A 21,198-nucleotide genomic window follows, 5' to 3' on the forward strand; every position below is an offset into this window, starting at 1 on the left:
TTCTCCCGGAAAGGTCAGGCCGAATAGGGGCGCAGCTGCACGAGGTGGAGGTGCTCGCCGTCGGCGAGCCACTCGATGTCCACCGGCGAGTCGAACGTGTAGTCGGGCGAGAAGTGGCCCTGCAGCAGGCGGCCGGCGATCGCCAGCCGCTGCAGCCGGCCGTGCGCGGCTGCGTCGAGGTCCGCGGGCGCGTCGCCCAGCGACACCGTGCGGCCGCCGCCCTCGACCGTCGAATACAGGTACTGCATCGGCAGGGCCGAGCCGTCGACGACGTCCGTCACGCGCGGGGACACGTTGACGTACACCGTGCGGAAGTCGGCGCGGTTCATCGGGTTCGTCGTCACCAGCACTCCGCCGAAGTCCGCGGCGACCTGCTCCTGGATCACCACGCCCATGTAGCACTCGTCGAGGGAGATTCCGGCCTGCTGCCGCAGCCGGACGCTGCGCACCGACACCAGCGACGCCCAGACCTCCTTCACGCTGGCGAAGATCCGCTCGGCCGTGGTGACGTGGTTGTGCGACTCGTAGATCCCGGCGGCCGAAAACCCGGCGAGGTCTTCGGCGTTCGACGAACTGCGCACGACGAACGCCCGCACGCCGGCCAGCTGCGACACCAGCGCCGAGTCGATCTCACCGGCCAGCGCGCCCGGCAGGCGCGCCGAGCGGATCAGGCCCTGCAGCTCGACGCACAGCGGCTCGATCTCGCGCGCGTCCAGCTCGCACGCCATCTTCAGCTTCCCGATGGCCTGCTGGATCCGCGGTGACGACTCCAGGAACCGCCGTTGCAGCGAGAACGGCAGCGCGATGCCGCGCGGGACGCGGACGTGCTCGTCGAGCAGCCGGCGGGCCGCGGCGCCCAGATCCGCGTCGAGAGGGACGTCCAGCAGGCGGGCCAGGTACGGCAGCAGGTTGTCCCGCGGCGGCCGCGGCACCTGGTAGAAGCCGAGCAGCCGCTGCGACCCGTGCGCCAGCACGTGGTGCAGCTCGCCGAGGTTGGCCGCCTTGGTGCCGTAGCGGTGGCGGTCGGCCGCGCGCAGCCGCGCGAGGTTGACGATCGGGCTGTGGTCGGCCTCCGGCTGCTCCAGGGTGACGCGCTGGGCGTACCAGGACGGCGGCGCCGCGTCGGCCGGCTCCTCGACCTCCCGCAGCGTCAATGCCTGGGCGTCGACCGTGTACTCGACCCACTTGCCGTCGAGCCCGCGGCGCTCGACCTCGGCCAGCGCGCCGAGCTGGACGGCGTTCGGGATCTGCCAGCCGGTGGCGAGGACGTTGGTGTGGGACAACGGCGTCGTGTGCCGGGCGTTGACGATCCCCGCCAGCCGGGGGATGTCGTCGGGTACGCGGTCCATCACGATGATGTCGGTCCAGTCCAGCGTCGCGGCCCGGTACTCGGCCTCGGTGTGGAACGCCCGCACTCGCCCGGTGGCCGTGCCCGGGTTCAGCGGCACGAACGGCGCCGTGGAGAACAGCTCGTGCGCGAACACCCGCGGCAGCTCGCCCGCCGGGATCTCCCGGACGATCCGCTCCTGCAGCTGGTTGGCCGGCTTGAACAGCAGCGGCAGCGCCGGGTCGACGTACCGCGCGACGAAGGCGTGGAACTCCCGGATCAGCTCGGCCGGCATCGTGTCGACCTCGACCGTTTCCAGCGAAAACATCTGCGGGTGCAGCGCGAGAATGCCGAGCAGGAACCGGCGGTCCGGCGCGTGGTAGAAGGCCTCGTTGTAGGAGTCGATCTCGGCGCGCACGCGTTCTTCGCCGATCCCGAGGATCTCTTCGCCGATATAGATCGCGTGAAAGGAATGTCGCGCGTTGTTCAGGAAGTGGATCTTCGCCTGTTCGCGGTCGACCACGACCTTGACGAACGAATAGCCGCCGAGGGTGCCGCCGAGCTGGTGAAGTGCGGACACCGAAAGGCGTTCGCCGACGAGTGCGGCAACGGTCTCGGGGGCAGGACTGGGCGCGACCACGCTGGTCAGGGACACGTATTCTCCTCGCTGGAAACAGCGAAGAGAAACGATAACAGGCAGGTAAATAACCCACCAGGGCGGTGAATGCGCCGTTCAGTGGAACGCATGACCGGCGCCACACCCGCTCGGAGCACCGTTCCAGCGCGCTGGAACGGTGCTCCCGCAATGCGGACGCGCATTCCGCCGTTCGAGTACGGAAATGACGCGGAGTGATCTCGGCTACAGGGCCGCGACTACAGAGCCGCGGCCTCCGCGGCCAGCTTCTCGATCGTGGCGGGGTCGAGCGAGGCCGTCAGCCACGAGCCGCCGATGCAGCCGACGTTCGGCAGCGCCAGGTACGACGGCGCGGACGCCACCGTGATCCCGCCGGTGGGGCAGAAGCGCAGGGACGGCAACGGCCCCGCGATCGACTTCAGGTACGCGACGCCGCCGGACGCCTCCGCCGGGAAGAACTTCAGCGCCGACAGCCCGCGCTCGGCCAGCCGCATCGCCTCCGACACCGTGCTCGCGCCGGGCAGGAACGGCAGCCCGGTCTCGAAGCACGCGTCGACGACCGCGTCCGTGCAGCCCGGTGTCACGAGGAACTTCGCGCCCGCGTCGGCCGCCTGCTTCGCCTGGTCCGGCGAGACGACCGTGCCGGCGCCGATGACGATGTCCGGCACCTCCGCGGCGACGCGCTCGATCGCCGACAGCGCCGCCGGCGTGCGCAGGGTCAGCTCGATGACCCCGATCCCGCCGGCGAGCAGGGCCCGGGCCGTGGGCACCGCGTCGTCGGCGTCGTCGATCACCACGACGGGCATCACGGGGGACAGCTCGAGCAGGTCCTGACCGGTGGTCACTGACCGACCTCCTGTGTTGTGAAAGCGGGTGTTCCGAAGTGCTCCGGAGTCAAGCCGCCGAACACCGAAGCGCCCTGGTCGGCGGGGCCGACCGCGCGGCGCAACGCGGCGAACAGCTCTCGGCCGGTGCCGGTCCAGGATGCTTCGGACGGCGGCGCGTCCACAAGCGCACGCCGGGCGAGTTCTTCGTCACCGACGAGCACGTCGAGGGAGCCCGAAGTCGCGTCCAGCCGGATGACGTCGCCGTCCGCGATACGCGCGATCGGGCCGCCCGCCGCGGCTTCCGGCGTCACCTGGATGGCGGCCGGGATCTTGCCCGACGCGCCCGACATGCGACCGTCGGTGAGCAGCGCCACGGCGTACCCGCGGTCCATCAGCACACCAAGAGCCGGCGTCAGGCCGTGCAGCTCCGGCATGCCGTTGGCCTGCGGGCCCTGCTGCCGGATCACCACGACGACGTCGCGGTCCAGCTCGCCGGCGTCGAAGGCGACCTTGAAGTCCTCCTGCGTGGTGAACACCCGGGCCGGCGCCTGGACGACGCGGTGCTCCGGCGCCACCGCGGACACCTTGACCACCCCGCGGCCGAGGTTGCCCTCGACCATCCGCAGCCCGCCGTCCGCGGCGAACGGCCGCCACGCCGGGCGCAGGACCTCCTCGTCGAGGCTGCGGGTGGGGACGTCGCGCCAGACGAGCTCGCCGTCGGACAGGATCGGCTCGGCGCGGTAGCGGTGCAGCCCGAACCCGGCCACCGTGTGGACGTCTTCGTGCAGCAGCCCGGCGTCGAGCAGCGTGCCGACCAGGAACTGGATGCCGCCGGCGGCGTGGAAGTGGTTGATGTCGGCGCTGCCGTTCGGGTAGACCCGCGCCAGCAGCGGCACGACGGCCGAGAGGTCGGAGAAGTCGTCCCAGGTCAGCTGGATGCCGGCGGCCGCGGCGATGGCGACCAGGTGCATCGTGTGGTTGGTCGACCCGCCGGTGGCGAGCAGCGCGATGACGCCGTTGACGAACGCCTTCTCGTCGAGGATCCGCGAGACCGGCGTGTACTCCTCGCCGCGGGACAGCGCGACGATGCGCCGCCCGGCTTCCTCGGTGAGCGCCCGGCGCAACGCCGAACCGGGCTGGACGAAGCTGGCGCCCGGCAGGTGCAGGCCCATCACCTCGACGACCATCTGGTTGGAGTTGGCCGTGCCGTAGAAGGTGCAGGTGCCGGCCGAGTGGTAGGACGCCGCTTCGGCGTCGAGGAGGTCTTCGCGGGTCGCCAGGCCCTCGGCGTAGAGCTGCCGGACGCGCGCCTTCTCCTTGTTCGGCAGGCCCGAGTTCATCGGTCCCGCGGGCACCAGCACGGCCGGGAGGTGGCCGAACGACAGCGCGCCGATCAGCAGGCCGGGCACGATCTTGTCGCACACGCCGAGCAGCAGCGCGGCGTCGAACATGTCGTGCGAGAGCGCGATCGCCGTCGACATCGCGATGACCTCGCGGCTGAACAGCGACAGCTCCATGCCCGCGCGGCCCTGCGTGATCCCGTCGCACATCGCGGGCACCCCGCCGGCGAACTGGGCGACCCCGCCGGCCGAGCGCACGGACTTCTTCAGCCATGCCGGGTATTCCTGCATCGGCTGGTGCGCCGAAAGCATGTCGTTGTAGGAGGACACGATCGCGACGCCGGGGGCTCGGGCAGCCCGCAGTGCCTCCTTGTCGACGCCGTCCATCGCGGCGAAACCGTGCGCGAGGTTGCTGCAGGCCAGGCCGCGGCGCACCGGGCCTTCGGCGTACGCGGCGGCCGTGCGGTCGAGGTAGGCCGTGCGGGTCGCGGCACTGCGCGCGGCGATGCGGGCGGTGACTTCGGCGATGACGGGGTGCAACGATGGGGTCGGGCTCATGTCCGGCTCCGGATCACTGGGGGTGTGGTGGTCCGCGGGACGGCAGCGCTGACGCCTCAGGGTCGTGACACTGGCCACACTACCTCGGGAAAACGCCGAATCAAAATCGATTCAGAAGATCGACCCGCGTGACCCCGATCACCCTCGGAACCGTTAGTGTGCTAGTTGTCACACTGCACGACGCGTGGCACAGCCTTCGAAGGTTGCCTTCGCCGGTTCCCTGCCAGCCCCACCACACGGGAGGCATGATGTCCACCTCCGAGATCGCCGAGCTGCGGCGAACCATCGGCCAGCTCCGGCAGTGCGTCGGCGCACTGCGCTCGCGCTACGGCGACGCGTCGGCGGTGCGCCGGCTCGCCAACGACGTCGAGCGCCTCGACATCGACACCGCGGACCTCGACGGCGTGCCCCTCGCGGTGCCCGCGCAGGCGAAGGCCGCGGAGCGCGTCCCCGTCCCCGACACCCCCTACGACCCGGCGCTGTGGCACGGCGCCGACGACGAAGGCGTCGGCGGCTACAAGCGCGACCAGCGGTGAGCGCACCCGCTGACAACGGCGTCGGCACCGGCGTCCGGGCCCCCAAGCGGGCCCGGATCGCCGAGCGCACCCTCCGCACGGACCGGTGGTGGCTCCAGCCACTGCTGACCGTGCTCGGACTGTCGGCGTTCATCATCTACGCGACGGTCCGGTCGTTCGTGCGCACCGCCTACTGGGTGCCCGACTACCACTACCTGACGCCGTTCTACTCGCCGTGCCTGTCCACCTCCTGCGTCGAGGGCTCGAGCCACTTCGGCCACTGGTTCGGCGACCTGCCCGGGTTCATCCCGCTCGGCTTCGTGGTGCTGCCGTTCCTGCTCGGGTTCCGGCTGACCTGCTACTACTACCGCAAGGCCTACTACCGGTCGGTGTGGTTCTCCCCGCCCGCCTGCGCCGTCGCGGAACCGCACGCCAAGTACACCGGCGAGACGCGGCTGCCGCTGATCATCCAGAACGTCCACCGCTACTTCTTCTACGTCGCGCTGATCGTCTCGCTCGTCAACACCTACGACGCGATCACGGCGTTCCACGGGAAGACCGGCGGCTTCGGGTTCGGGCTGGGCAACATCATCCTGCTCGGCAACGTGATCCTGCTCTGGGCCTACACGCTGTCCTGCCACTCCTGCCGGCACGTGACCGGCGGCCGGCTGAAGCACTTCTCCCAGCACCCGGTGCGCTACTGGATCTGGACGAAGGTCTCGAAGCTCAACACCCGCCACATGACGCTGGCCTGGACGACGCTCGGCACGCTGGTGCTGACCGACTTCTACGTCATGCTCGTCGCCAGCGGCGCGATCTCGGACCTGAGATTCGTCAACTAGCGCCGCATCTTCCCAACCACAGACGTCCCCAGTTCCGAGGTGGAATCTCTTCATGACCGAGGTCGAACGGCACACCTACGACGTGGTGGTGATCGGTGCCGGTGGCGCCGGTCTGCGCGCCGTGATCGAAGCCCGCGAACGCGGCTTCCGCGTCGCGGTCGTGTGCAAGTCCCTGTTCGGCAAGGCGCACACGGTGATGGCCGAGGGCGGGTGCGCCGCCTCGATGGGCAACGCGAACTCGAACGACAACTGGCAGGTCCACTTCCGCGACACCATGCGCGGCGGGAAGTTCCTCAACAACTGGCGGATGGCCGAGCTGCACGCCAAGGAGGCGCCGGACCGCGTCTGGGAGCTCGAGACCTACGGCGCGCTGTTCGACCGCACCGCCGACGGCCGGATCAGCCAGCGCAACTTCGGCGGGCACACCTACCCGCGGCTGGCGCACGTCGGTGACCGCACCGGGCTCGAGCTCATCCGCACGATGCAGCAGAAGATCGTCTCGCTGCAGCAGGAGGACTTCGCCGAGACCGGGGACTACGAGGCGAAGATCAAGGTCTTCGCCGAGTGCACGGTCACCGAGCTGCTCACCACCGAAGGCCGCATCGCCGGCGCGTTCGGCTACTGGCGCGAGAGCGGGCGGTTCGTCCTCTTCGAGGCGCCCGCGGTCGTGCTCGCCACCGGCGGCATCGGCAAGTCGTTCAAGGTGACGTCGAACTCGTGGGAGTACACCGGCGACGGCCACGCGCTGGCCTTGCGGGCGGGCGCGAAGCTGATCAACATGGAGTTCGTCCAGTTCCACCCGACCGGGATGGTCTGGCCGCCGAGCGTCAAGGGCATCCTCGTCACCGAGGGCGTGCGCGGTGACGGCGGCGTGCTGAAGAACTCCGACGGCAAGCGGTTCATGTTCGAGTACGTGCCGGACGTCTTCAAGGGCCAGTACGCGGAAAGCGAAGAAGAAGCCGACCGCTGGTACACCGACCAGGAGAAGAACCGGCGCACGCCGGACCTGCTGCCCCGCGACGAAGTGGCCCGCGCGATCAACTCCGAGGTCAAGGAGGGCCGCGGCTCCCCGCACGGCGGCGTCTTCCTCGACATCGCCAGCCGGCTGCCGGCCGAGGAGATCCGCAAGCGGCTGCCGTCGATGTACCACCAGTTCAAGGAGCTGGCCGACGTCGACATCACCGCGGAGCCGATGGAGGTCGGCCCGACCTGCCACTACGTCATGGGCGGCATCGAGGTCGACCCCGACACGGCGGCGGCGAGCGTGCCCGGCCTGTTCGCGGCCGGCGAGTGCTCGGGCGGCATGCACGGCTCCAACCGGCTCGGCGGCAACTCGCTGTCCGACCTGCTGGTGTTCGGCCGGCGCGCGGGCCTCGGCGCGGCCGAGTACGTGTCCGGTCTCGACGGCAGGCCGGCCGTGCAGGAGTCCGATGTGGACGCGGCGGCGAAGATGGCGCTCGCGCCGTTCGACCCGCCTGCCGGCGCCTCGGCCGAGAACCCGTACACCCTGCACACCGAGCTGCAGCAGTCGATGAACGACCTGGTCGGCATCATCCGCAAGGCGGAAGAGATGGCGCAGGCGCTGGCGAAGCTCGACGAGCTGCGGGAGCGGATCCTGCGGGTCACGGTCGAAGGGCACCGGCAGTTCAACCCGGGCTGGCACCTCGCGATCGACCTGCGCAACATGCTGATGGTCAGCGAGTGCGTCGCGAAGGCGGCGCTGACGCGCACCGAAAGCCGCGGCGGGCACACGCGTGACGACTACCCGGGCATGGAAGCCGACTGGCGCAACAAGCTCCTCGTGTGCTCGGCGACGGCGGGCGACAACCCGGTGGTGCCGGACATCGACGTCGAGGTGAAGGAGCAGGTGCCGCTGCGGCAGGACCTGCTGGAGCTGTTCGAGTTCGGCGAACTCGGGAAGTACTACACCGACTCGGAGCTGGAGACGCACCCGGGGAGCAAGGCATGAGTTACAAAGCGAGTTTCCGGGTCTGGCGCGGCGACGCCGCCGGCGGCGGGCTGCAGGACTTCACGGTGGAGGTCAACGAGGGCGAGGTCGTCCTCGACATCATCCACCGCCTGCAGGCGACCCAGGCCGCGGACCTCGCCGTGCGCTGGAACTGCAAGGCGGGCAAGTGCGGCTCGTGCTCGGCGGAGATCAACGGCCGCCCGCGCCTGCTGTGCATGACGCGGATGTCGACGTTCACCGAGGACGAGGTGATCACGGTGACGCCGATGCGGACGTTCCCGGTGATCCGCGACCTCGTCACCGACGTGTCGTTCAACTACACGAAGGCGCGCGAGATCCCGTCGTTCACGCCGCCGGCGGACCTGAAGCCGGGCGAGTACCGGATGCAGCAGGTCGACGTCGAGCGGTCGCAGGAGTTCCGCAAGTGCATCGAGTGCTTCCTGTGCCAGAACACCTGCCACGTGGTGCGCGACCACGAGGAGAACAAGGAAGCCTTCGCCGGGCCGCGGTACCTGATGCGCATCGCCGAGCTGGAGATGCACCCGCTGGACGTCGCCGACCGCCGGGACGCGGCCCAGGACGAGCACGGACTCGGGTACTGCAACATCACGAAGTGCTGTTCGGAGGTGTGCCCGGAGGGGATCCACATCACCGACAACGCGCTCATCCCGATGAAGGAGCGCGTCGCGGACCGCAAGTACGACCCGATCGTGTGGCTGGGCAACAAGCTGTTCCGCCGGGACAAGTAGTTGCCGCGGCCGGCCGCCGGCTGCGTGGTGCTCGCCGGGGCGCGGGTGTTCGATCCCGAAACCGGCGAGACCACGCGCGCGGACGTGCGGCTGGACGGCTCGCGCATCGCCGAGGTCGGCCGGGGGCTGGACGGCCCGCGCGTCGACTGCTCGGGCGGGTTGCTGATCCCCGGGCTCATCGACTGCCACGTGCACGTGGCCTTCCCGCGGCCCGAGCCGCTGCCGCGCAGTGCTCGGGTGCTCGAAGCCGTGCCGGTGCTGCGGGGGCTGCTGGTGCGCGGGATCACCACCGTCCGGGACGCGTGGGGCGCCGACGCCGGGCACAAGCACGCACTGCGCGCAGGGTGGATCGCCGGGCCCGACCTGCTGATCAGCCTGCGCCAGCTGAGCCCGACCGGCGGGCTCGGCGACGGCTGGGAGCCGCCCGCGGGCGCCGTCGACCACTTCGGTGACCCGTCGCTGCCGGACCCGCTGTTCGACGGGCCGGACGCGGCGCGCGCGGCTGTCCGCCGGATGGTGCGCGCGGGCGCCGACTGGATCAAGGTCGGCGCGAGCGGGGCGATGCGGGCCGTGCGCGAGGGAACGGACGTCCGGCCGACCGACGACGAGCTCGTCGCGCTGGTCGACGAAGCCCGCCGCTGCGGCCGGGACGTCCTGGCCCACGCACACACCTCCGCCGCGGTCGTCTCGGCCGTCCGCGCCGGGGCGCGCAGCGTCGAGCACGGCACCTTCCTCGACGACGACGCCGTGGCCGCGCTCGAGCACGCCTGGTACGTGCCGACGCTCGCGCCGATCAGCGCGGGCGAGTTCGCCGAGACGCACCGGCGTTCGCTTCGCCTCGCGGGGGAAGCGGGTGTCCGCATCGCCGCCGGCTCCGACCTCGCCCCGCGTCCTCATGTCGACTTGACGACCGAGCTGCGGCTGCTGGCCGCGGTGCTCGGCGAGGCGGCCGCCCTGAAGGCGGCCACCACCGAGGCCGCGCGGCTGCTCCGCCTCGACGACGACCGCGGCCGCATCGAGCCGGGGTTGCGTGCCGACCTGGTGCTGCTGGACGGCACGGACCTCGACCTGACGGACCTGCCCGGCCGGACCCGCGCGGTCTGGCACGACGGGAGGCGTGTCAGCTGACCGCGGCGGCTCCGGCACGGGCCTGGCTGCCCGGCATGACGGGTCAGCACGTCCGGGCAGCTCCCTTCCGGGTGGGGAGGCCTGGCCGGCCGCGACCTCAGCGGTCGAGGCCGGCCAGGCGTTCGTACTCGTCGGCGAACCGGACGAGCCATTCCCGCGAGCGCCCCTCGGACAGGGCCACCTGTTCCAGGCGGGTGACGAGGAGGTAGAAGGCCTCCACCGCGATGCGGTCGTCCACGAACAACCCCGCGGTGTAGGTCTCCTCGTAGACCACGGGTGGGTGCTCGAGGAACTCCATGACCGTGAACGTCGTGCTCAGCATGCGGAACGTGGGATCCGCCTCCGGCACCACGCGGATGACGCAGTGCGGGAGGTTCGTGGCCAGCACGAGGTTCTGCAGCTGTTCGTGCATGAGGGCCGGACCGCCCACCACCGAACGCAGGGCGCGCTCGTGCACGAAGAAGGTGCAGTGCGGCGGGGCGTGGCGCTGCAGCAGCTGCTGCCGGTCGACCCGGGCCCGGGTCAGCACGTCCAGCCTGTCGGTGGTGTAGCGCCCGGTGAGTTCGAAACAGGTGTGGACGTAGTCCTCCGTCTGCAGCATGCCGGGGACGGCGGCCGGGCTGTAGTACACCAGCGAGCTCGCCAGGCTTTCCTGGACGACGAGCGACTTCATCGGGTCGGCGAGCCTGTCGAAGTGGGGCCGCACCCAGTACAGGTCGCCAGGCGGGGCGGCGAGCTCGAGCAGCCGCGCGCGTTCGGCCGCGCCTGTCCCGCAGTGGGCGAGGTAGATCGCGGCGTCGACCGGCGAGATCCGACGCCCGTTCTCCCAGGCCGACACCTTCGACGGCGACCAGTCCGCGCGACGGGCCAGCTCGCGCAGGGTCATCCGTTTCCGCTCGCGCTGGCCCCTGAGCTCGAAGGCCATTTCGCGCGTGCGCACCGTGCTCTTTTCGGTCATGCCCGCACGCTAGAGGGAGGCTCTGACAAAACGGCGTACGCCGCGCGCGGATTCACCGCAAGGAGGTCGGTGTTTCGCCTGTGTGACAACGAAACCGGGCGCGACGCGGTGCGAAGCGGCTTCGCTTGATGAAGCGTGCTTCGCGCCTTCGCGCGGCTTCGTGCGCGTTTGTTTTTGAAAGCTGCGAGGCTCGGGGTGTCGAATTCTGTATAAGCGGTTTTTGGTCTGCGGGGCTTTCGTGGCGCGGGGTTGATGGAGATGTTCGGGTATCGTTCCGGGGCACGGCGTTGGCTCCCGCGACCGGTGTTGCTGCGCGGGCGGGGCGCAAGCAGGTCGCTGCGCTCGGTGCCCGCATTCTCGCCCACTTGGTCCCGGAGGGTTCCGCGCGCTGAACGCACCGAACGCCACATTGGGTGCGTCCAACGCACCGAACGCCACATTGGGGCGCTTCCGGCCCCGCGACCGGCCGACCGGTGACACTGAGCCGGTGGCTCCGACGCGGGAGTTGTTCCTGCGGCGGAAAAGAACCGGGATGCGGGAGTCGAGTGGCCGGTTCGACGACGAGACCGGTACCCGGGCCGGTGCGTTGCTCGATGCCTTGGCTGAGCGTCGTACCGGGGATCTCAACTCTCCGGATCTGCCGATGCAGGCGGGGGAACGAGCCGACCGGCGCAGCCTGACCTCCCCGGACATCACCGCCCGGACAGGCCCGTGGCGTCGAGCCGTCTCAAGGCGTTGCCGAGGAATGCGTCCCGGCGCTGTCCCAGAATGCCCGCGTCGAGATCCGTTCTGCCCTGGTCGTGCAGGGCCGGCACGCAGAATGCCATGTCGGCCAAAGTTCCCAACGCTGCCACGACGTCCCAGTAGGCGACCTGGTCCGCGCGGCGGTTTGCCGCTCGCTGCCAACCTTCCAGCACTTGCTCGGCTGCCGGGAGGCCGAACATCAACGCTGCGTCGAACCGGGCGCTGCCGAGGTCTATTCCCGGTGGGCCCGCTCCGGCGCAGTCCCAATCCACGAGGCCGGTGCAGCGGTCGCCCGACCACAGGGTGTTGCCGAACCACAAATCACCGTGGACGAAGACCGTTGGGCCCTCCGGCACCGGGAGGCGGGACAGGCGATCCTCCGCCTCCGCCAACAATGCCGTGGTGCCCTTCTCGCGGCGTTGGGCCGCGAAGTCCACGTCCGCGATCGAACGGGTGCGCCGCGGCAGCGCGGTCCGAGGCGTCAGCGGGACCGACTGCAGCGCGGCCGCCGTGGCTCCCAGGCCGCGCAGCCGCTCGGGGGACGCGACCGGCGGGATCCGGCTGTGCCCGGGCAGGACCGTGGTCAGCACCGCCGGCACACCCGCCGCTGCGCCGTCCAGGTCGGTGGCGATCAGCCTGGCCGCGGGCAGGCCGTGGTCGCCGGCGAGTCGGAGGGCCGCGACCTCCGTGGCGAACCGCTGTCGGTGCTCGGGGTCGGTGGGGTCGCCGAGCCGGAGCACGGCCGCCTCGACTCGGGCGGCCGGGGCGAAGCGCACCAGCCACGGGTTGGCCTGCTCCCGCAGGCCGGTGACCGTGGCCACCCGGGCGTCGCCGCCGATTGCGGCTGTTACCCAGCTCAGTATCTCTTCGGACAGCATCTAGCCGAGTGCGCGGCCGCCGTCGACGAGCAGGCGCTGGCCCGTGATGAAGCCCGACTCCTCCGAGGCGAAGAAGCTCACCGCCGCCGCCACGTCTTCCGGGGTGCCCAGGCGGCCTGCCGGTACCCCGGCCAGGTAGGCCTCCCGCACGGCCTGGGGGACCTCCGCGTGCCGCTCCACCGGGACGAACCCGGGCGCCACCGTGTTGACCGTGATGCCGTCCGGGGCCAGCTCGCGGGCCCACGCCCGGACCAGCCCGACCTGGGCGCTCTTGGCCGTCGCGTACGCCGACCGGCCGGGGGGCGGGCGGTCCGCCACCTCCGAGTCGATGTGCACGATGCGGCCGTGGCCGCGGGCGCGCATCCCCGGCAGCACCGCGTGGCCCAGGAGCACCGGTGACCGCACGAAGAAGTCCAGCTGCGCCACATGCTCCGGCCAGCCGGTCGACGACAGCGGTGCCTCCGGCTGCGGGCCGGTCGCGTTGACCACCAGCACGCCGATCGGGCCCAGCACCGCCGTCACCGCGTCGACGAGCTCGCCGACCTGGCGGCGGTCGGTCACGTCCGCCGCGAACGCCGCCGCGCGGCCGCCCTCGGCGAGGATGCTCTCCGCGGCCGTCTTCAGGTCCGCGTCGTCGTCGCGGCCGTTGACCGCGACGGCGAACCCGTCGCGGGCCAGCCGGCGGGCGATCACCCGGCCGAGACCCCGTGAACTGCCCGTCACCAGTGCGACACCCATGCGTTGCTCCTATGTCAAGCCGCTGCGGGGAGCGTGGTTGGTTGTTGGGTCGTGTCGTGGTGGAGGGTGTTGTAGACGACGCGGGCGAGGCGTCGTTTGAGGGCGCGGAGTGCTTCCATGGTGGTGTCTCCGGTGGTTCGGCGTCGGTGGATGTAGTCGCGGCCGGGGCCGGCCAGGCGGGTTTGGGTGACGGCGATGCGGTGCAGCGCGGCGTTGAGTTGTCGGTTGCCGCCGCGGGCGAGGCGGTGTCGGTTTGTCTTGCCGGAGGAGGCGGGGATGGGGGCGACGCCGGCGTGCATGGCGAAGCAGGCTTCGGAGCGGAACCGGGTCACGTTGGCGGTTTCGCCGACGATTTTCGCTGCGGTCAGGGCACCGCAGCCGGGTATGGCGAGCAGGCGGGGTGCGAGGTGAGCCATCCGCTGGGCGAGTTCCCGCTCCAGTGCGTTGGCGCGGACGGTGAGTGCCCGGATGTCGGTGACCAGCTCGGTGGCGATGCGCACCACCATCGATGCCGGCTGCTGGGCCAGCCAGGCGGTGAGCCGGTCGAGTTCGCAGAGCCGGTCCAGGCTGCGGGCGGTGGGGTCGAGTTCGGGGTCGAGTTCGTGTAGGTGCCAGCGCAGCCGGTTCTGCATCTGGGTGCGGGTGTTGACCAGGTCTTCGCGGTGGTCGACGAGCAGTTTGACCTCGCGGGAGACGCTGTCGTGTGTGGCGGCCGGCAGGTTCGGTTCGCGCAGCGCGGCCCGGGCGATGGCCAGTGCGTCGATCGGGTCTGACTTGCCGCGCGTGCGCGCCGAGGAGCGAGCTCCGGCCATCAGCTTCGGCGGGACCCGGACCACGGTCTGGCCTGCGGCGAGCAGCGCTCGTTCCAGCCGGGTCGACACGTGCCGGCAGTCCTCCACCGCGAACGTCAGCTCGGTGTCTGGCCAGTTGCGCAGTGCCCAGCGCAGCAGCTGCCGGTGACCGGCATCGGTCGCGCGCACCGTCTTCTGGTCGAGTTTGCGCCCTACCTGCTCGACCGCGACCGCGGTGTGGGTGTTCTTGTGGACATCGATACCCAGCATCACCACCATGGGGATGGTCTCCTTCCAGCTCGAAGGGACGGCTGGGCCGGCCGGCGGACACACCTCAGTGGGGGCGCTGCCACGCTCCTATCAAGTCACGCCGGTCGGCCCTGGCTCACCGGTGACCGGCACAACGCATGATCGCCAACCCGCAAGCAGGTGGCAGCGACGCTACGAGCCAGGTCACCAGCGGCCAGGATCCCAACCACCGCAACAGCGGCAACACCACCCTGACACTGACGCCGACGCTAGGCGACACCCCGGGACACGACAAGGCCCCCGGGACGGATCCCGGGGGCCTCGAACGGGTGAGACTCAGGCCGAAGCGGCCGCGAGGTTCTCGGTCGCGGCCGGCGGGGCCGCCACGACCTTCTTGTTGCGGCGGTTGCGCCGTTCCAGGTACGTCGCCAGCGCCGTCAGCAGCAGGCACATCACGACGTAGATGGCCGTCGCCACGATCGTCGACGGCACGATCGGCCGCCCGAACGTGCCCTGCGAACCGATGTAACGCGCGTAGTACAGCAGCTCCTGGAACGTGATGATGAAGCCGAGCGCGGTGTCCTTGAGCAGCACGACCAGCTGGCTGATGATCGTCGGCAGCATCGCGCGGATCGCCTGCGGCAGCAGGACCAGGAACATCACCTGCGTCTTGCGCATGCCCAGCGCGTACGCGGCTTCGCTCTGGCCCTTCGGCAGCGACTGGATACCGGCGCGGAAGACCTCCGCGAGCACGGAGCCGTTGTACAGCGTCAGGCCGAACACCACGCCGAGGAACGGCGTCATCGGCACGCCGACCGTCGGCAGGCCGAAGTAGAACAGGAACATCAGGATCAGCGCCGGGATGGCCCGGAAGAACTCGACGACGAACCCGGCGATCCGGCGGATCCAGGCGTGGTCGGACAGCCGGCCGGCCGCGAAGATCGCGCCGAAGATCAGCGCGAGCACCGCGGCGGCGGCGAACGCCGCGACGGTCTGGAGCACCGCGTTGCCCAGGTCGCGCTGCACCTGCGCGTACTGCAGCCACTCCCACTTGCGGGCGGTGAACTGGCCGCTGTCGTAGAACCGCCACCCGATGTAGCCGATGAACGCGAGCACCACGAGCGTGCCGACCACCGCGTACGTGCGGTAGCGCAGCCGGGCCTTGGGACCCGGGACGTCGAACAGGACGTTGCTCATCGGGCCACGCTCCAGCGCTTCTCCAGGCTGCGTTGGACGAACGACAGCACGGCGACCAGGATGATGAAGCCGAGGGCGACCCACAGCAGGCCGATCAGCTGGTTCTCACCGCGTTCGGACAGGTACGAGCGGATCGCGCCGGCCTCCGCGACGGAGAAACCGGCGGCGATGGTGGTGTTCTTCAGCAGCGCGATCAGGGTGCTGATCAGCGGCGGCACGACCGATCGCAGCGCCTGCGGCAGCACGATCTGGCCGAGGATCTGGCCGAAGGTCAGCCCCAGCGCCCGGCCCGCCTCGGCCTGGCCGACCGGCACCGTGTTGATGCCCGAGCGCACGACCTCGCAGATGAACGCCGAGGTGTACACGGTCAGCGCCGTCACCGCGGCCGGGAAGTAGTCGAGCTTCACGATGTCGAGCAGCGGGTACGCGAAGACGAAGAACGCGAACACCAGCGTGAGCGGGGTGTTCCGGGCGATCGTCACGTACACCGTGCCGACGGCGCGGAAGACGGGGACCGGGCTCACCCGCAGCATGGCCAGGATCGTGCCCCACACCAGGCTGCCGACGGCCGAGAGCAGGAACAGCTCGATCGTGGTGAGGAAGAACGGACCGAACAGGTCCAGGTTGTTGAGCAGGACGTCCATGGAGCCTTCCCCGCGTCCGTTTCGTTCAAGCGGTGGTCAAGGGGTGGATGTACCGAGGCCGGTGGACCGGGCGCACCCGATCCACCGGCCTCGTGTCACGTCAGTACTTCTCGAGGGTCGGCTTGGTCGCGGTCGAGCCGGACTTGCCGAGGGTGGCGTCGTAGATCTTCTGCCAGGTGCCGTCGTCCAGCGCCTTCTGCAGGATCTCGTTGACCTTGTCGCGCAGCACCTTGTCGTCCTTGTTCAGGCCGATGCCGTACTTCTCGGTCGAGAACGTCTTGCCGACGACCTTCAGGGTGTCCGGCTCCTGGGCGGCGTAGCCCTTCAGGATCGCGTCGTCGGTCGTGACCGCGTCGACGTCCTTCGACTGCAGCTTCTCGACGCACTGCGAGTACTTCTGGAACTCGACGATGTTGGCCGGTTCGGTCAGGTTCTGCTGCCGGACCTTCTGGATCGGGGTCGACCCGGTCACCGAGCAGACCTTCTTGCCCTTGAGGGTGTCCGGGCCGGTGATCGAGGTGTCGTCCTTGCGGACGAGCAGGTCCTGGCCGGCGACGAAGTACGGGCCGGCGAAGGAGACCAGCGCCTTGCGCTTGTCGGTGATCGAGTAGGTGCCGACGTAGTAGTTCACGTCGCCGTTCGCGATCGTCTGCTCACGCGCACCCGAGTCGACCGTGCGGAAGGTGATCTTCTCCGGGTCGAAGCCGAGGCCGGCCGACACGAGCTTGGCGATCTCGACGTCGAAGCCGCCGAACTTGCCGGTGGTCGGGTCCTTGAAGCCGAGGCCCGGCTGGTCGTCCTTGGCGCCGACGGTCAGCGTGCCCGCCGTCTTCATCTTGGCGAACACCGGCGACCCCTGCAGGTCCACGCCGGTCGCCACCGGGTACGTCGGCAGCGCCGCGGCGTTCGTGCCGCTCTGCTCGCCCGAGCCCGGCGTGGCCGGCGTGCCTTCCTTGCCGCAGGCGGTCAGCGTGGTCAGCGCCAGGCCACCGGCGAGCAGTCCCACCGCGAGGGTGCGGATCCTCATGTGAATCTCTCCTGTGTGTCGTCACCCGGACGCCGACGGCGCCACGGAACGTTTCTCAGTGTGCGATCTCAGTGGGTCAGGATCTTGCCGAGGAAGTCCTTCGCGCGCTCGCTCTTCGGCGCGGTGAAGAACTCTTCCGGCGTCGTGTCCTCGACGATCTCCCCGTCGGCCATGAAGATCACCCGATCGGCTGCCCGCCGGGCGAACCCCATCTCGTGGGTGACGACGAGCATCGTCATGCCGTCCTTGGCCAGGCCCGTCATCACGTCGAGGACCTCCTGGACCATCTCCGGGTCCAGCGCCGAGGTCGGCTCGTCGAACAGCATGACCTTGGGCCGCATCGCCAGCGCCCGCGCGATGGCGACGCGCTGCTGCTGCCCGCCGGACAGCTGCGCCGGGTACTTGTCGGCCTGGTTGGCGATGCCGACGCGCTCCAGCAGCTCCATCGCCGTCTTGCGCGCTTCGGCCTGCGAGGTCTTGCGGACCTTCACCGGCGCGAGCATGACGTTCTCGACGATCGTCTTGTGCGCGAACAGGTTGAACGACTGGAACACCATGCCGACGTCGGCCCGCAGCGCGGCCAGCGCCTTGCCCTCGGCGGGCAGCGGGACGCCGTCGACGGCGATCTCGCCCGAGTTGATCGGCTCGAGCCGGTTGATCGCCCGGCACAGGGTCGACTTGCCCGAGCCCGAGGGGCCGAGCACCACGACGACCTGGCCGCGAGGCACCTCGAGCGTGATCTCCCTGAGCACGTGCAGGTCGCCGAAGTACTTGTTCACGGCGGACGCCTTGATCATCGGCGCCGCCACCTCCGCGGTCATCTGGCCTCCCGGGTCGTTCGTGCAGATCGGGCATGGGTCACCACGCGATGGGCGAGAACCTACCGTTGTCGTACCGGCTGGCAAGGCCGCTTGAGCAATACTTAGGGTTTCAACTGAGTATCGATGTCCATTTTGGGGGGTGTCCACCCGAGGTCACCGGGAGTGACCGTCCGGGTGGCCGGTGCGCGTCCCGCCCGGACCTCCTAGAGTTCGTCGCTACCGGCCGGTGAAGCAGGTCACCATGGGAGGCGGACGGGTGCGGGTGCTGCTGGTGGAGGACGACGACCGGGTCGCGGGTGCGCTCATCCCGGCGCTGACCCGCCGTGGCCTGGCGATCGCCCGGCTGGCCACCGGTGCCGGCGTGCTCGATCGGGTGCACGAGGTCGACGTCGTCCTGCTCGACCTCGGCCTGCCGGACATCGACGGCGTGACGCTGTGCCGCCAGATCCGCGCGGTGAGCGACGTCGCGATCATCGTCGTCTCGGCCCGCGCCGAGGTCGACGACCGGATCCAGGGGCTGCGCGCGGGCGCCGACGACTACCTGGTCAAGCCCTACGACGTCGAGGAGCTGCTCGCCCGGGTCGAGGCCGTGCGCCGACGGCGCGGGGAGCACCCCGCCGCCGAGCCCGTGGTCATCCGGGTCGGGGACGTCACCGTCGACGTCTCGCGGCACGAGGTGCTGGTCGACGGCAAGGCGGTCGCGCTGTCCCGCAAGGAGTTCCAGGTGCTGGCGCTGGTGGCGGGCGCGCGCGGCGCGGTCTGCTCGCGCGAGCAGGTGCTCACCGAGGTGTGGGGGCACCGCGGCGCGGCGGAGAGCCGGTCGCTCGACGTCCACGTCGCGACGCTGCGGACGAAACTGGGCCGCCCGGCGCTGATCGAAACCGTCCGCGGGGTCGGCTACCGGCTCGGCGGCCAGGTCGCCCGGAGCTGAGGGGTGCGCGTCCGGCTGCAGGGCATCGTGCTGACGCTGGTCGCGTTGCTGGTGTTCGGCCTGGGCATCCCGCTGGCCCGGAGCATCGCCGCCGGCGCGCAGCAGGACCTGTTCCTCGACCGGCTGACCGACACCGCGCGGTTCGCGTCGCTGGCCGAGCGGCCGCTGCTGGACAACAAGCCGTCGCTGATCGACCCCGACCTGATGCGCTACTACGAGGTGTACGGCGTCCAGGTGGCGGTCGTCGACCAGGACGGCAAGCTGTTCGCCTCCGCGCTCGGCGGGGGCGCCGCGCGGATCGACCTCAAGGACGAGCGGATCAGCGGCCCGGTCCACGAGGCGCTGGCCGGCCGCCGGTCCCAGCCGGCAGGCGTGCTGATGCCGTGGGATTCGACGCCGCTGGTGCTCGCCGAGCCGGTGCTCGCCGACGGCGAGGTGCACGGCGCGGTGCTCACCGTGTCCGAAACCGGCGCCGAGCGCGCCGACGTGCTGTGGTGGTGGCTGCTGCTCGCCGCGGGCGGGATCCTCGCCTTCACCCTCGCGCTGGCCGTGGCGATCCCGGTGGTCCGCTGGATCCTGCGGCCGGTGCACCGGCTCGACGACGCGACCGGCGCGCTGGTGGCGTCGGTGGTCAGCGGGCGGGAGGCCGAGCCGGTGGGCGAGAGCGGCGGGCCGCCGGAGCTGCGGCAGCTCGGCCGGTCGTTCGACCGGATGGCGTCGAGCGTGTCGGGCGCGCTGGCGGCGCAGCGCGCGTTCGTCGCCGACGCGTCGCACCAGCTGCGCAACCCGCTGACGGCGTTGAAGATCCGGCTCGGCAACCTCGAAGGCCACGTCGACGACGAGCCGGCGGCCGCCGACCTGGAGGCGGCGCGGGTCGACGCGGGCCGGCTGCACCAGATCCTCGACGGGCTGCTGTCGCTGGCCCGCGCCGAGGCCTCCGGCGGCGAGCTGGACCCGGTGGTGCTGGACGAGGTGGTGGCCGAGCGCGTCGCGGACTGGTCGGTGGTCGGCGAGGCCCGCGACGTCCGGCTGGTGGTGGCGGCGGACGGCGACGGCGCGCGCGTGTGCATGCCCCCGCGCGGCGCGGAGACGATCCTGGACGCGCTGCTGGACAACGCGCTGAAGTTCACCGCGTCGGGGACGGAGATCCTGGTCGCGGTGACCCGGGAGGGTGATCGGGTGCGGTTGTCGGTGCGGGACCACGGGCCGGGACTGCCGCCGGACGAGCTGGACCGGGCGCTGGACCGGTTCTGGCGCAGCCCGGCGCACCAGAACGTGCCGGGTTCGGGGCTGGGGCTGGCGATCGTGAGCGAGCTCGTGGCGCATTCGGCCGGACAGCTGGAGCTGGACCTGCCCGAGGGCGGCGGGCTGCGTATCTCGATGGTGTTCCCGGTCGCTTAGGTCTTCTGCGACCGGTAGTACCGCAGCGCGCCGGGGTGCAGCGGGATCGGCTGGGTCTCGATGCCCGGGTGGACGTCGATCGACAGGGCCGCCGGATTGGCGGACGCGAGGGCGCCGCGGGCGTCGAACAGCTCGCGGACCAGTGCCTCCGCCACGTCGTCGGGCATCGACTGGGGGACCACCAGGAAGTTCGGGACCACCAGCGTCGTCACCGGGGCGGGCTGGTTGTACATGCTCGCCGGGATCGTCGACGTGCTGTAGACCGGGCTGAGGGCCTGCATCTTCGGCATCAGGTCGGCGATGTCGAGCAGCCGCAGCGAGCCCTGGGTGTTGTAGCCCGCCAGCGTCGGCGTCGGCAGGCCGCCGGACCAGAAGAACGCGTCGACCTCGCCGCTCAGCAGGGCCTGCACCGAGGCCACGAGGCCGCGGAGGGTCGTGGTGACCGAGCCGGTCAGGCCGGCCACCTTCAGCAGCTTGTTGGCGATGTACTCGACCCCCGACGCCGGTGAGCCGATCGCGATCCGGTGGCCGCTCAGCTGGGACATCGACCGGATGCTGGAGTCGGCGCGGACCACCACGTGCAGGTAGTCGTCGTGGATCCGGGCGAGCGCCCGCAGGTCGGGGCGGCTCTCGTACTGGTCCGCGGCGACGTCGGCCGCGACGAAGGCGACGTCGGCCTGGCCGGCGAGCACCTTGGTGACGTTGTCGGGCGAGCCCTGGGTCTGCAGCACCTGCGGCCGCTCGATGTCCAGGCCGGTCTGCCAGGCGGTGGCGAGGGTCTGGGCGAGGTTGTAGTAGACGCCACCGGAGTTGCCGGCGGCGATCCGCAGCCTGAGGTCGCCGAAATCAACCGTGCAGGCGGTGAGCGCCAGCAGCAGGGCGGCCGCCGCCGCGAGTCCGCGCGTCCACCGCCTGCTGGTCACGGCCTGA

The 21,198-nt window shown here is 70.7% G+C and carries 19 protein-coding genes; 7 read left to right on the plus strand and 12 right to left on the minus strand.

What is annotated here, in order from left to right; translation table 11 throughout:
- Positions 1-14: 14 nt before the first annotated feature.
- The 3 genes from BLW76_RS15160 to edd all read right to left on the minus strand — a co-directional run bounded on the left by BLW76_RS15160 (position 15) and on the right by edd (position 4,686).
- Positions 15-1,982 carry a PEP/pyruvate-binding domain-containing protein gene (locus BLW76_RS15160; RefSeq protein WP_091307528.1) on the minus strand — a complete coding sequence of 656 codons (1,968 nt, stop codon included), beginning with the start codon at positions 1,980-1,982 and terminating at the stop codon, positions 15-17.
- A gap of 218 nt (positions 1,983-2,200) precedes the next feature.
- The gene (eda, locus tag BLW76_RS15165) at positions 2,201-2,806 is read right to left on the minus strand and encodes a bifunctional 4-hydroxy-2-oxoglutarate aldolase/2-dehydro-3-deoxy-phosphogluconate aldolase (RefSeq protein WP_091307530.1); all 606 of its coding nucleotides are present in this window, start codon (positions 2,804-2,806) and stop codon (positions 2,201-2,203) included.
- On the minus strand, positions 2,803-4,686 hold the full coding sequence (gene edd, locus BLW76_RS15170) for a phosphogluconate dehydratase (RefSeq protein ID WP_167384612.1): 1,884 nt from the start codon (positions 4,684-4,686) through the stop codon (positions 2,803-2,805). The genes eda and edd overlap by 4 nt, the downstream gene beginning before the upstream one ends.
- A gap of 248 nt (positions 4,687-4,934) precedes the next feature.
- Between edd and BLW76_RS15175 the strand changes: the two genes are divergently transcribed.
- The 5 genes from BLW76_RS15175 to BLW76_RS15195 are packed head-to-tail and all read left to right on the plus strand — an operon-like array spanning position 4,935 to position 9,889.
- Positions 4,935-5,222: a hypothetical protein gene (locus BLW76_RS15175; protein WP_003054488.1), complete on the plus strand. Its 288-nt coding sequence runs from the start codon at positions 4,935-4,937 to the stop codon at positions 5,220-5,222.
- On the plus strand, positions 5,219-6,043 hold the full coding sequence (locus tag BLW76_RS15180; RefSeq protein ID WP_091307532.1) for a hypothetical protein: 825 nt from the start codon (positions 5,219-5,221) through the stop codon (positions 6,041-6,043). Before BLW76_RS15175 ends, BLW76_RS15180 begins: the two co-directional genes overlap by 4 nt.
- A 52-nt stretch (positions 6,044-6,095) precedes the next feature.
- The gene (locus BLW76_RS15185; protein ID WP_091307535.1) at positions 6,096-8,012 is read left to right on the plus strand and encodes a fumarate reductase/succinate dehydrogenase flavoprotein subunit; all 1,917 of its coding nucleotides are present in this window, start codon (positions 6,096-6,098) and stop codon (positions 8,010-8,012) included.
- Positions 8,009-8,761: a succinate dehydrogenase/fumarate reductase iron-sulfur subunit gene (locus BLW76_RS15190; RefSeq protein WP_091307537.1), complete on the plus strand. Its 753-nt coding sequence runs from the start codon at positions 8,009-8,011 to the stop codon at positions 8,759-8,761. The genes BLW76_RS15185 and BLW76_RS15190 overlap by 4 nt, the downstream gene beginning before the upstream one ends.
- On the plus strand, positions 8,762-9,889 hold the full coding sequence (locus tag BLW76_RS15195) for a metal-dependent hydrolase family protein (protein ID WP_091307540.1): 1,128 nt from the start codon (positions 8,762-8,764) through the stop codon (positions 9,887-9,889). It begins immediately after the preceding gene.
- Between the two features lie 97 nt (positions 9,890-9,986).
- On the opposite strand, the gene BLW76_RS15200 is transcribed toward BLW76_RS15195, so the two are convergent.
- From BLW76_RS15200 to BLW76_RS15240, 8 genes are all read right to left on the minus strand, one after another.
- Positions 9,987-10,847 (minus strand): helix-turn-helix domain-containing protein, encoded by an 861-nt coding sequence (locus tag BLW76_RS15200; RefSeq protein ID WP_091307542.1) that lies wholly within the window; start codon positions 10,845-10,847, stop codon positions 9,987-9,989.
- Positions 10,848-11,539: 692 nt separating this feature from the next.
- Positions 11,540-12,469, minus strand: coding sequence for an aminoglycoside phosphotransferase family protein (locus BLW76_RS15210; protein ID WP_091307545.1), 930 nt, complete (start codon positions 12,467-12,469; stop codon positions 11,540-11,542).
- Positions 12,470-13,207, minus strand: coding sequence for an SDR family NAD(P)-dependent oxidoreductase (locus BLW76_RS15215; RefSeq protein WP_091307574.1), 738 nt, complete (start codon positions 13,205-13,207; stop codon positions 12,470-12,472).
- A 14-nt stretch (positions 13,208-13,221) separates the two neighbouring features.
- On the minus strand, positions 13,222-14,277 hold the full coding sequence (locus tag BLW76_RS15220) for an IS110 family RNA-guided transposase (RefSeq protein WP_208613302.1): 1,056 nt from the start codon (positions 14,275-14,277) through the stop codon (positions 13,222-13,224).
- A gap of 306 nt (positions 14,278-14,583) precedes the next feature.
- Positions 14,584-15,444: an amino acid ABC transporter permease gene (locus BLW76_RS15225; RefSeq protein WP_091307576.1), complete on the minus strand. Its 861-nt coding sequence runs from the start codon at positions 15,442-15,444 to the stop codon at positions 14,584-14,586.
- Positions 15,441-16,088, minus strand: coding sequence for an amino acid ABC transporter permease (locus BLW76_RS15230; protein WP_091307579.1), 648 nt, complete (start codon positions 16,086-16,088; stop codon positions 15,441-15,443). Before BLW76_RS15230 ends, BLW76_RS15225 begins: the two co-directional genes overlap by 4 nt.
- Positions 16,089-16,188: 100 nt before the next feature.
- Complete coding sequence (locus tag BLW76_RS15235) at positions 16,189-17,115, minus strand: glutamate ABC transporter substrate-binding protein (RefSeq protein WP_091307581.1); 927 nt, start codon at positions 17,113-17,115, stop codon at positions 16,189-16,191.
- A gap of 68 nt (positions 17,116-17,183) precedes the next feature.
- Positions 17,184-17,912 carry an amino acid ABC transporter ATP-binding protein gene (locus tag BLW76_RS15240; protein WP_003054447.1) on the minus strand — a complete coding sequence of 243 codons (729 nt, stop codon included), beginning with the start codon at positions 17,910-17,912 and terminating at the stop codon, positions 17,184-17,186.
- Positions 17,913-18,192: 280 nt separating this feature from the next.
- Between BLW76_RS15240 and BLW76_RS15245 the strand changes: the two genes are divergently transcribed.
- On the plus strand, positions 18,193-18,867 hold the full coding sequence (locus BLW76_RS15245; RefSeq protein WP_167384976.1) for a response regulator transcription factor: 675 nt from the start codon (positions 18,193-18,195) through the stop codon (positions 18,865-18,867).
- Between the two features lie 3 nt (positions 18,868-18,870).
- Positions 18,871-20,268, plus strand: coding sequence for a sensor histidine kinase (locus BLW76_RS15250; protein ID WP_091307585.1), 1,398 nt, complete (start codon positions 18,871-18,873; stop codon positions 20,266-20,268).
- On the opposite strand, the gene BLW76_RS15255 is transcribed toward BLW76_RS15250, so the two are convergent.
- Positions 20,265-21,191, minus strand: a complete 927-nt coding sequence (locus BLW76_RS15255; RefSeq protein ID WP_091307587.1) for a TAXI family TRAP transporter solute-binding subunit — start codon at positions 21,189-21,191, stop codon at positions 20,265-20,267. The genes BLW76_RS15250 and BLW76_RS15255 overlap by 4 nt on opposite strands.
- Positions 21,192-21,198 lie beyond the last annotated feature (7 nt).

Source organism: Amycolatopsis tolypomycina, from assembly GCF_900105945.1.
Lineage (GTDB): Bacteria > Actinomycetota > Actinomycetes > Mycobacteriales > Pseudonocardiaceae > Amycolatopsis > Amycolatopsis tolypomycina.

Bases quoted from the DNA above. Each gene is read 5' to 3' on its own strand.
- BLW76_RS15175 (WP_003054488.1), top strand. From the start codon at position 4,935: ATGTCCACCTCCGAGATCGCCGAGCTGCGGCGAACCATCGGCCAGCTC.
- BLW76_RS15190 (WP_091307537.1), top strand. From the start codon at position 8,009: ATGAGTTACAAAGCGAGTTTCCGGGTCTGGCGCGGCGACGCCGCCGGC.
- BLW76_RS15240 (WP_003054447.1), bottom strand. From the start codon at position 17,912: ATGATCAAGGCGTCCGCCGTGAACAAGTACTTCGGCGACCTGCACGTG.
- BLW76_RS15230 (WP_091307579.1), bottom strand. From the start codon at position 16,088: ATGGACGTCCTGCTCAACAACCTGGACCTGTTCGGTCCGTTCTTCCTC.
- BLW76_RS15200 (WP_091307542.1), bottom strand. From the start codon at position 10,847: ATGACCGAAAAGAGCACGGTGCGCACGCGCGAAATGGCCTTCGAGCTC.
- edd (WP_167384612.1), bottom strand. From the start codon at position 4,686: ATGAGCCCGACCCCATCGTTGCACCCCGTCATCGCCGAAGTCACCGCC.
- BLW76_RS15185 (WP_091307535.1), top strand. From the start codon at position 6,096: ATGACCGAGGTCGAACGGCACACCTACGACGTGGTGGTGATCGGTGCC.
- BLW76_RS15235 (WP_091307581.1), bottom strand. From the start codon at position 17,115: ATGAGGATCCGCACCCTCGCGGTGGGACTGCTCGCCGGTGGCCTGGCG.
- BLW76_RS15210 (WP_091307545.1), bottom strand. From the start codon at position 12,469: ATGCTGTCCGAAGAGATACTGAGCTGGGTAACAGCCGCAATCGGCGGC.
- BLW76_RS15220 (WP_208613302.1), bottom strand. From the start codon at position 14,277: ATGGTGGTGATGCTGGGTATCGATGTCCACAAGAACACCCACACCGCG.
- BLW76_RS15215 (WP_091307574.1), bottom strand. From the start codon at position 13,207: ATGGGTGTCGCACTGGTGACGGGCAGTTCACGGGGTCTCGGCCGGGTG.
- BLW76_RS15225 (WP_091307576.1), bottom strand. From the start codon at position 15,444: ATGAGCAACGTCCTGTTCGACGTCCCGGGTCCCAAGGCCCGGCTGCGC.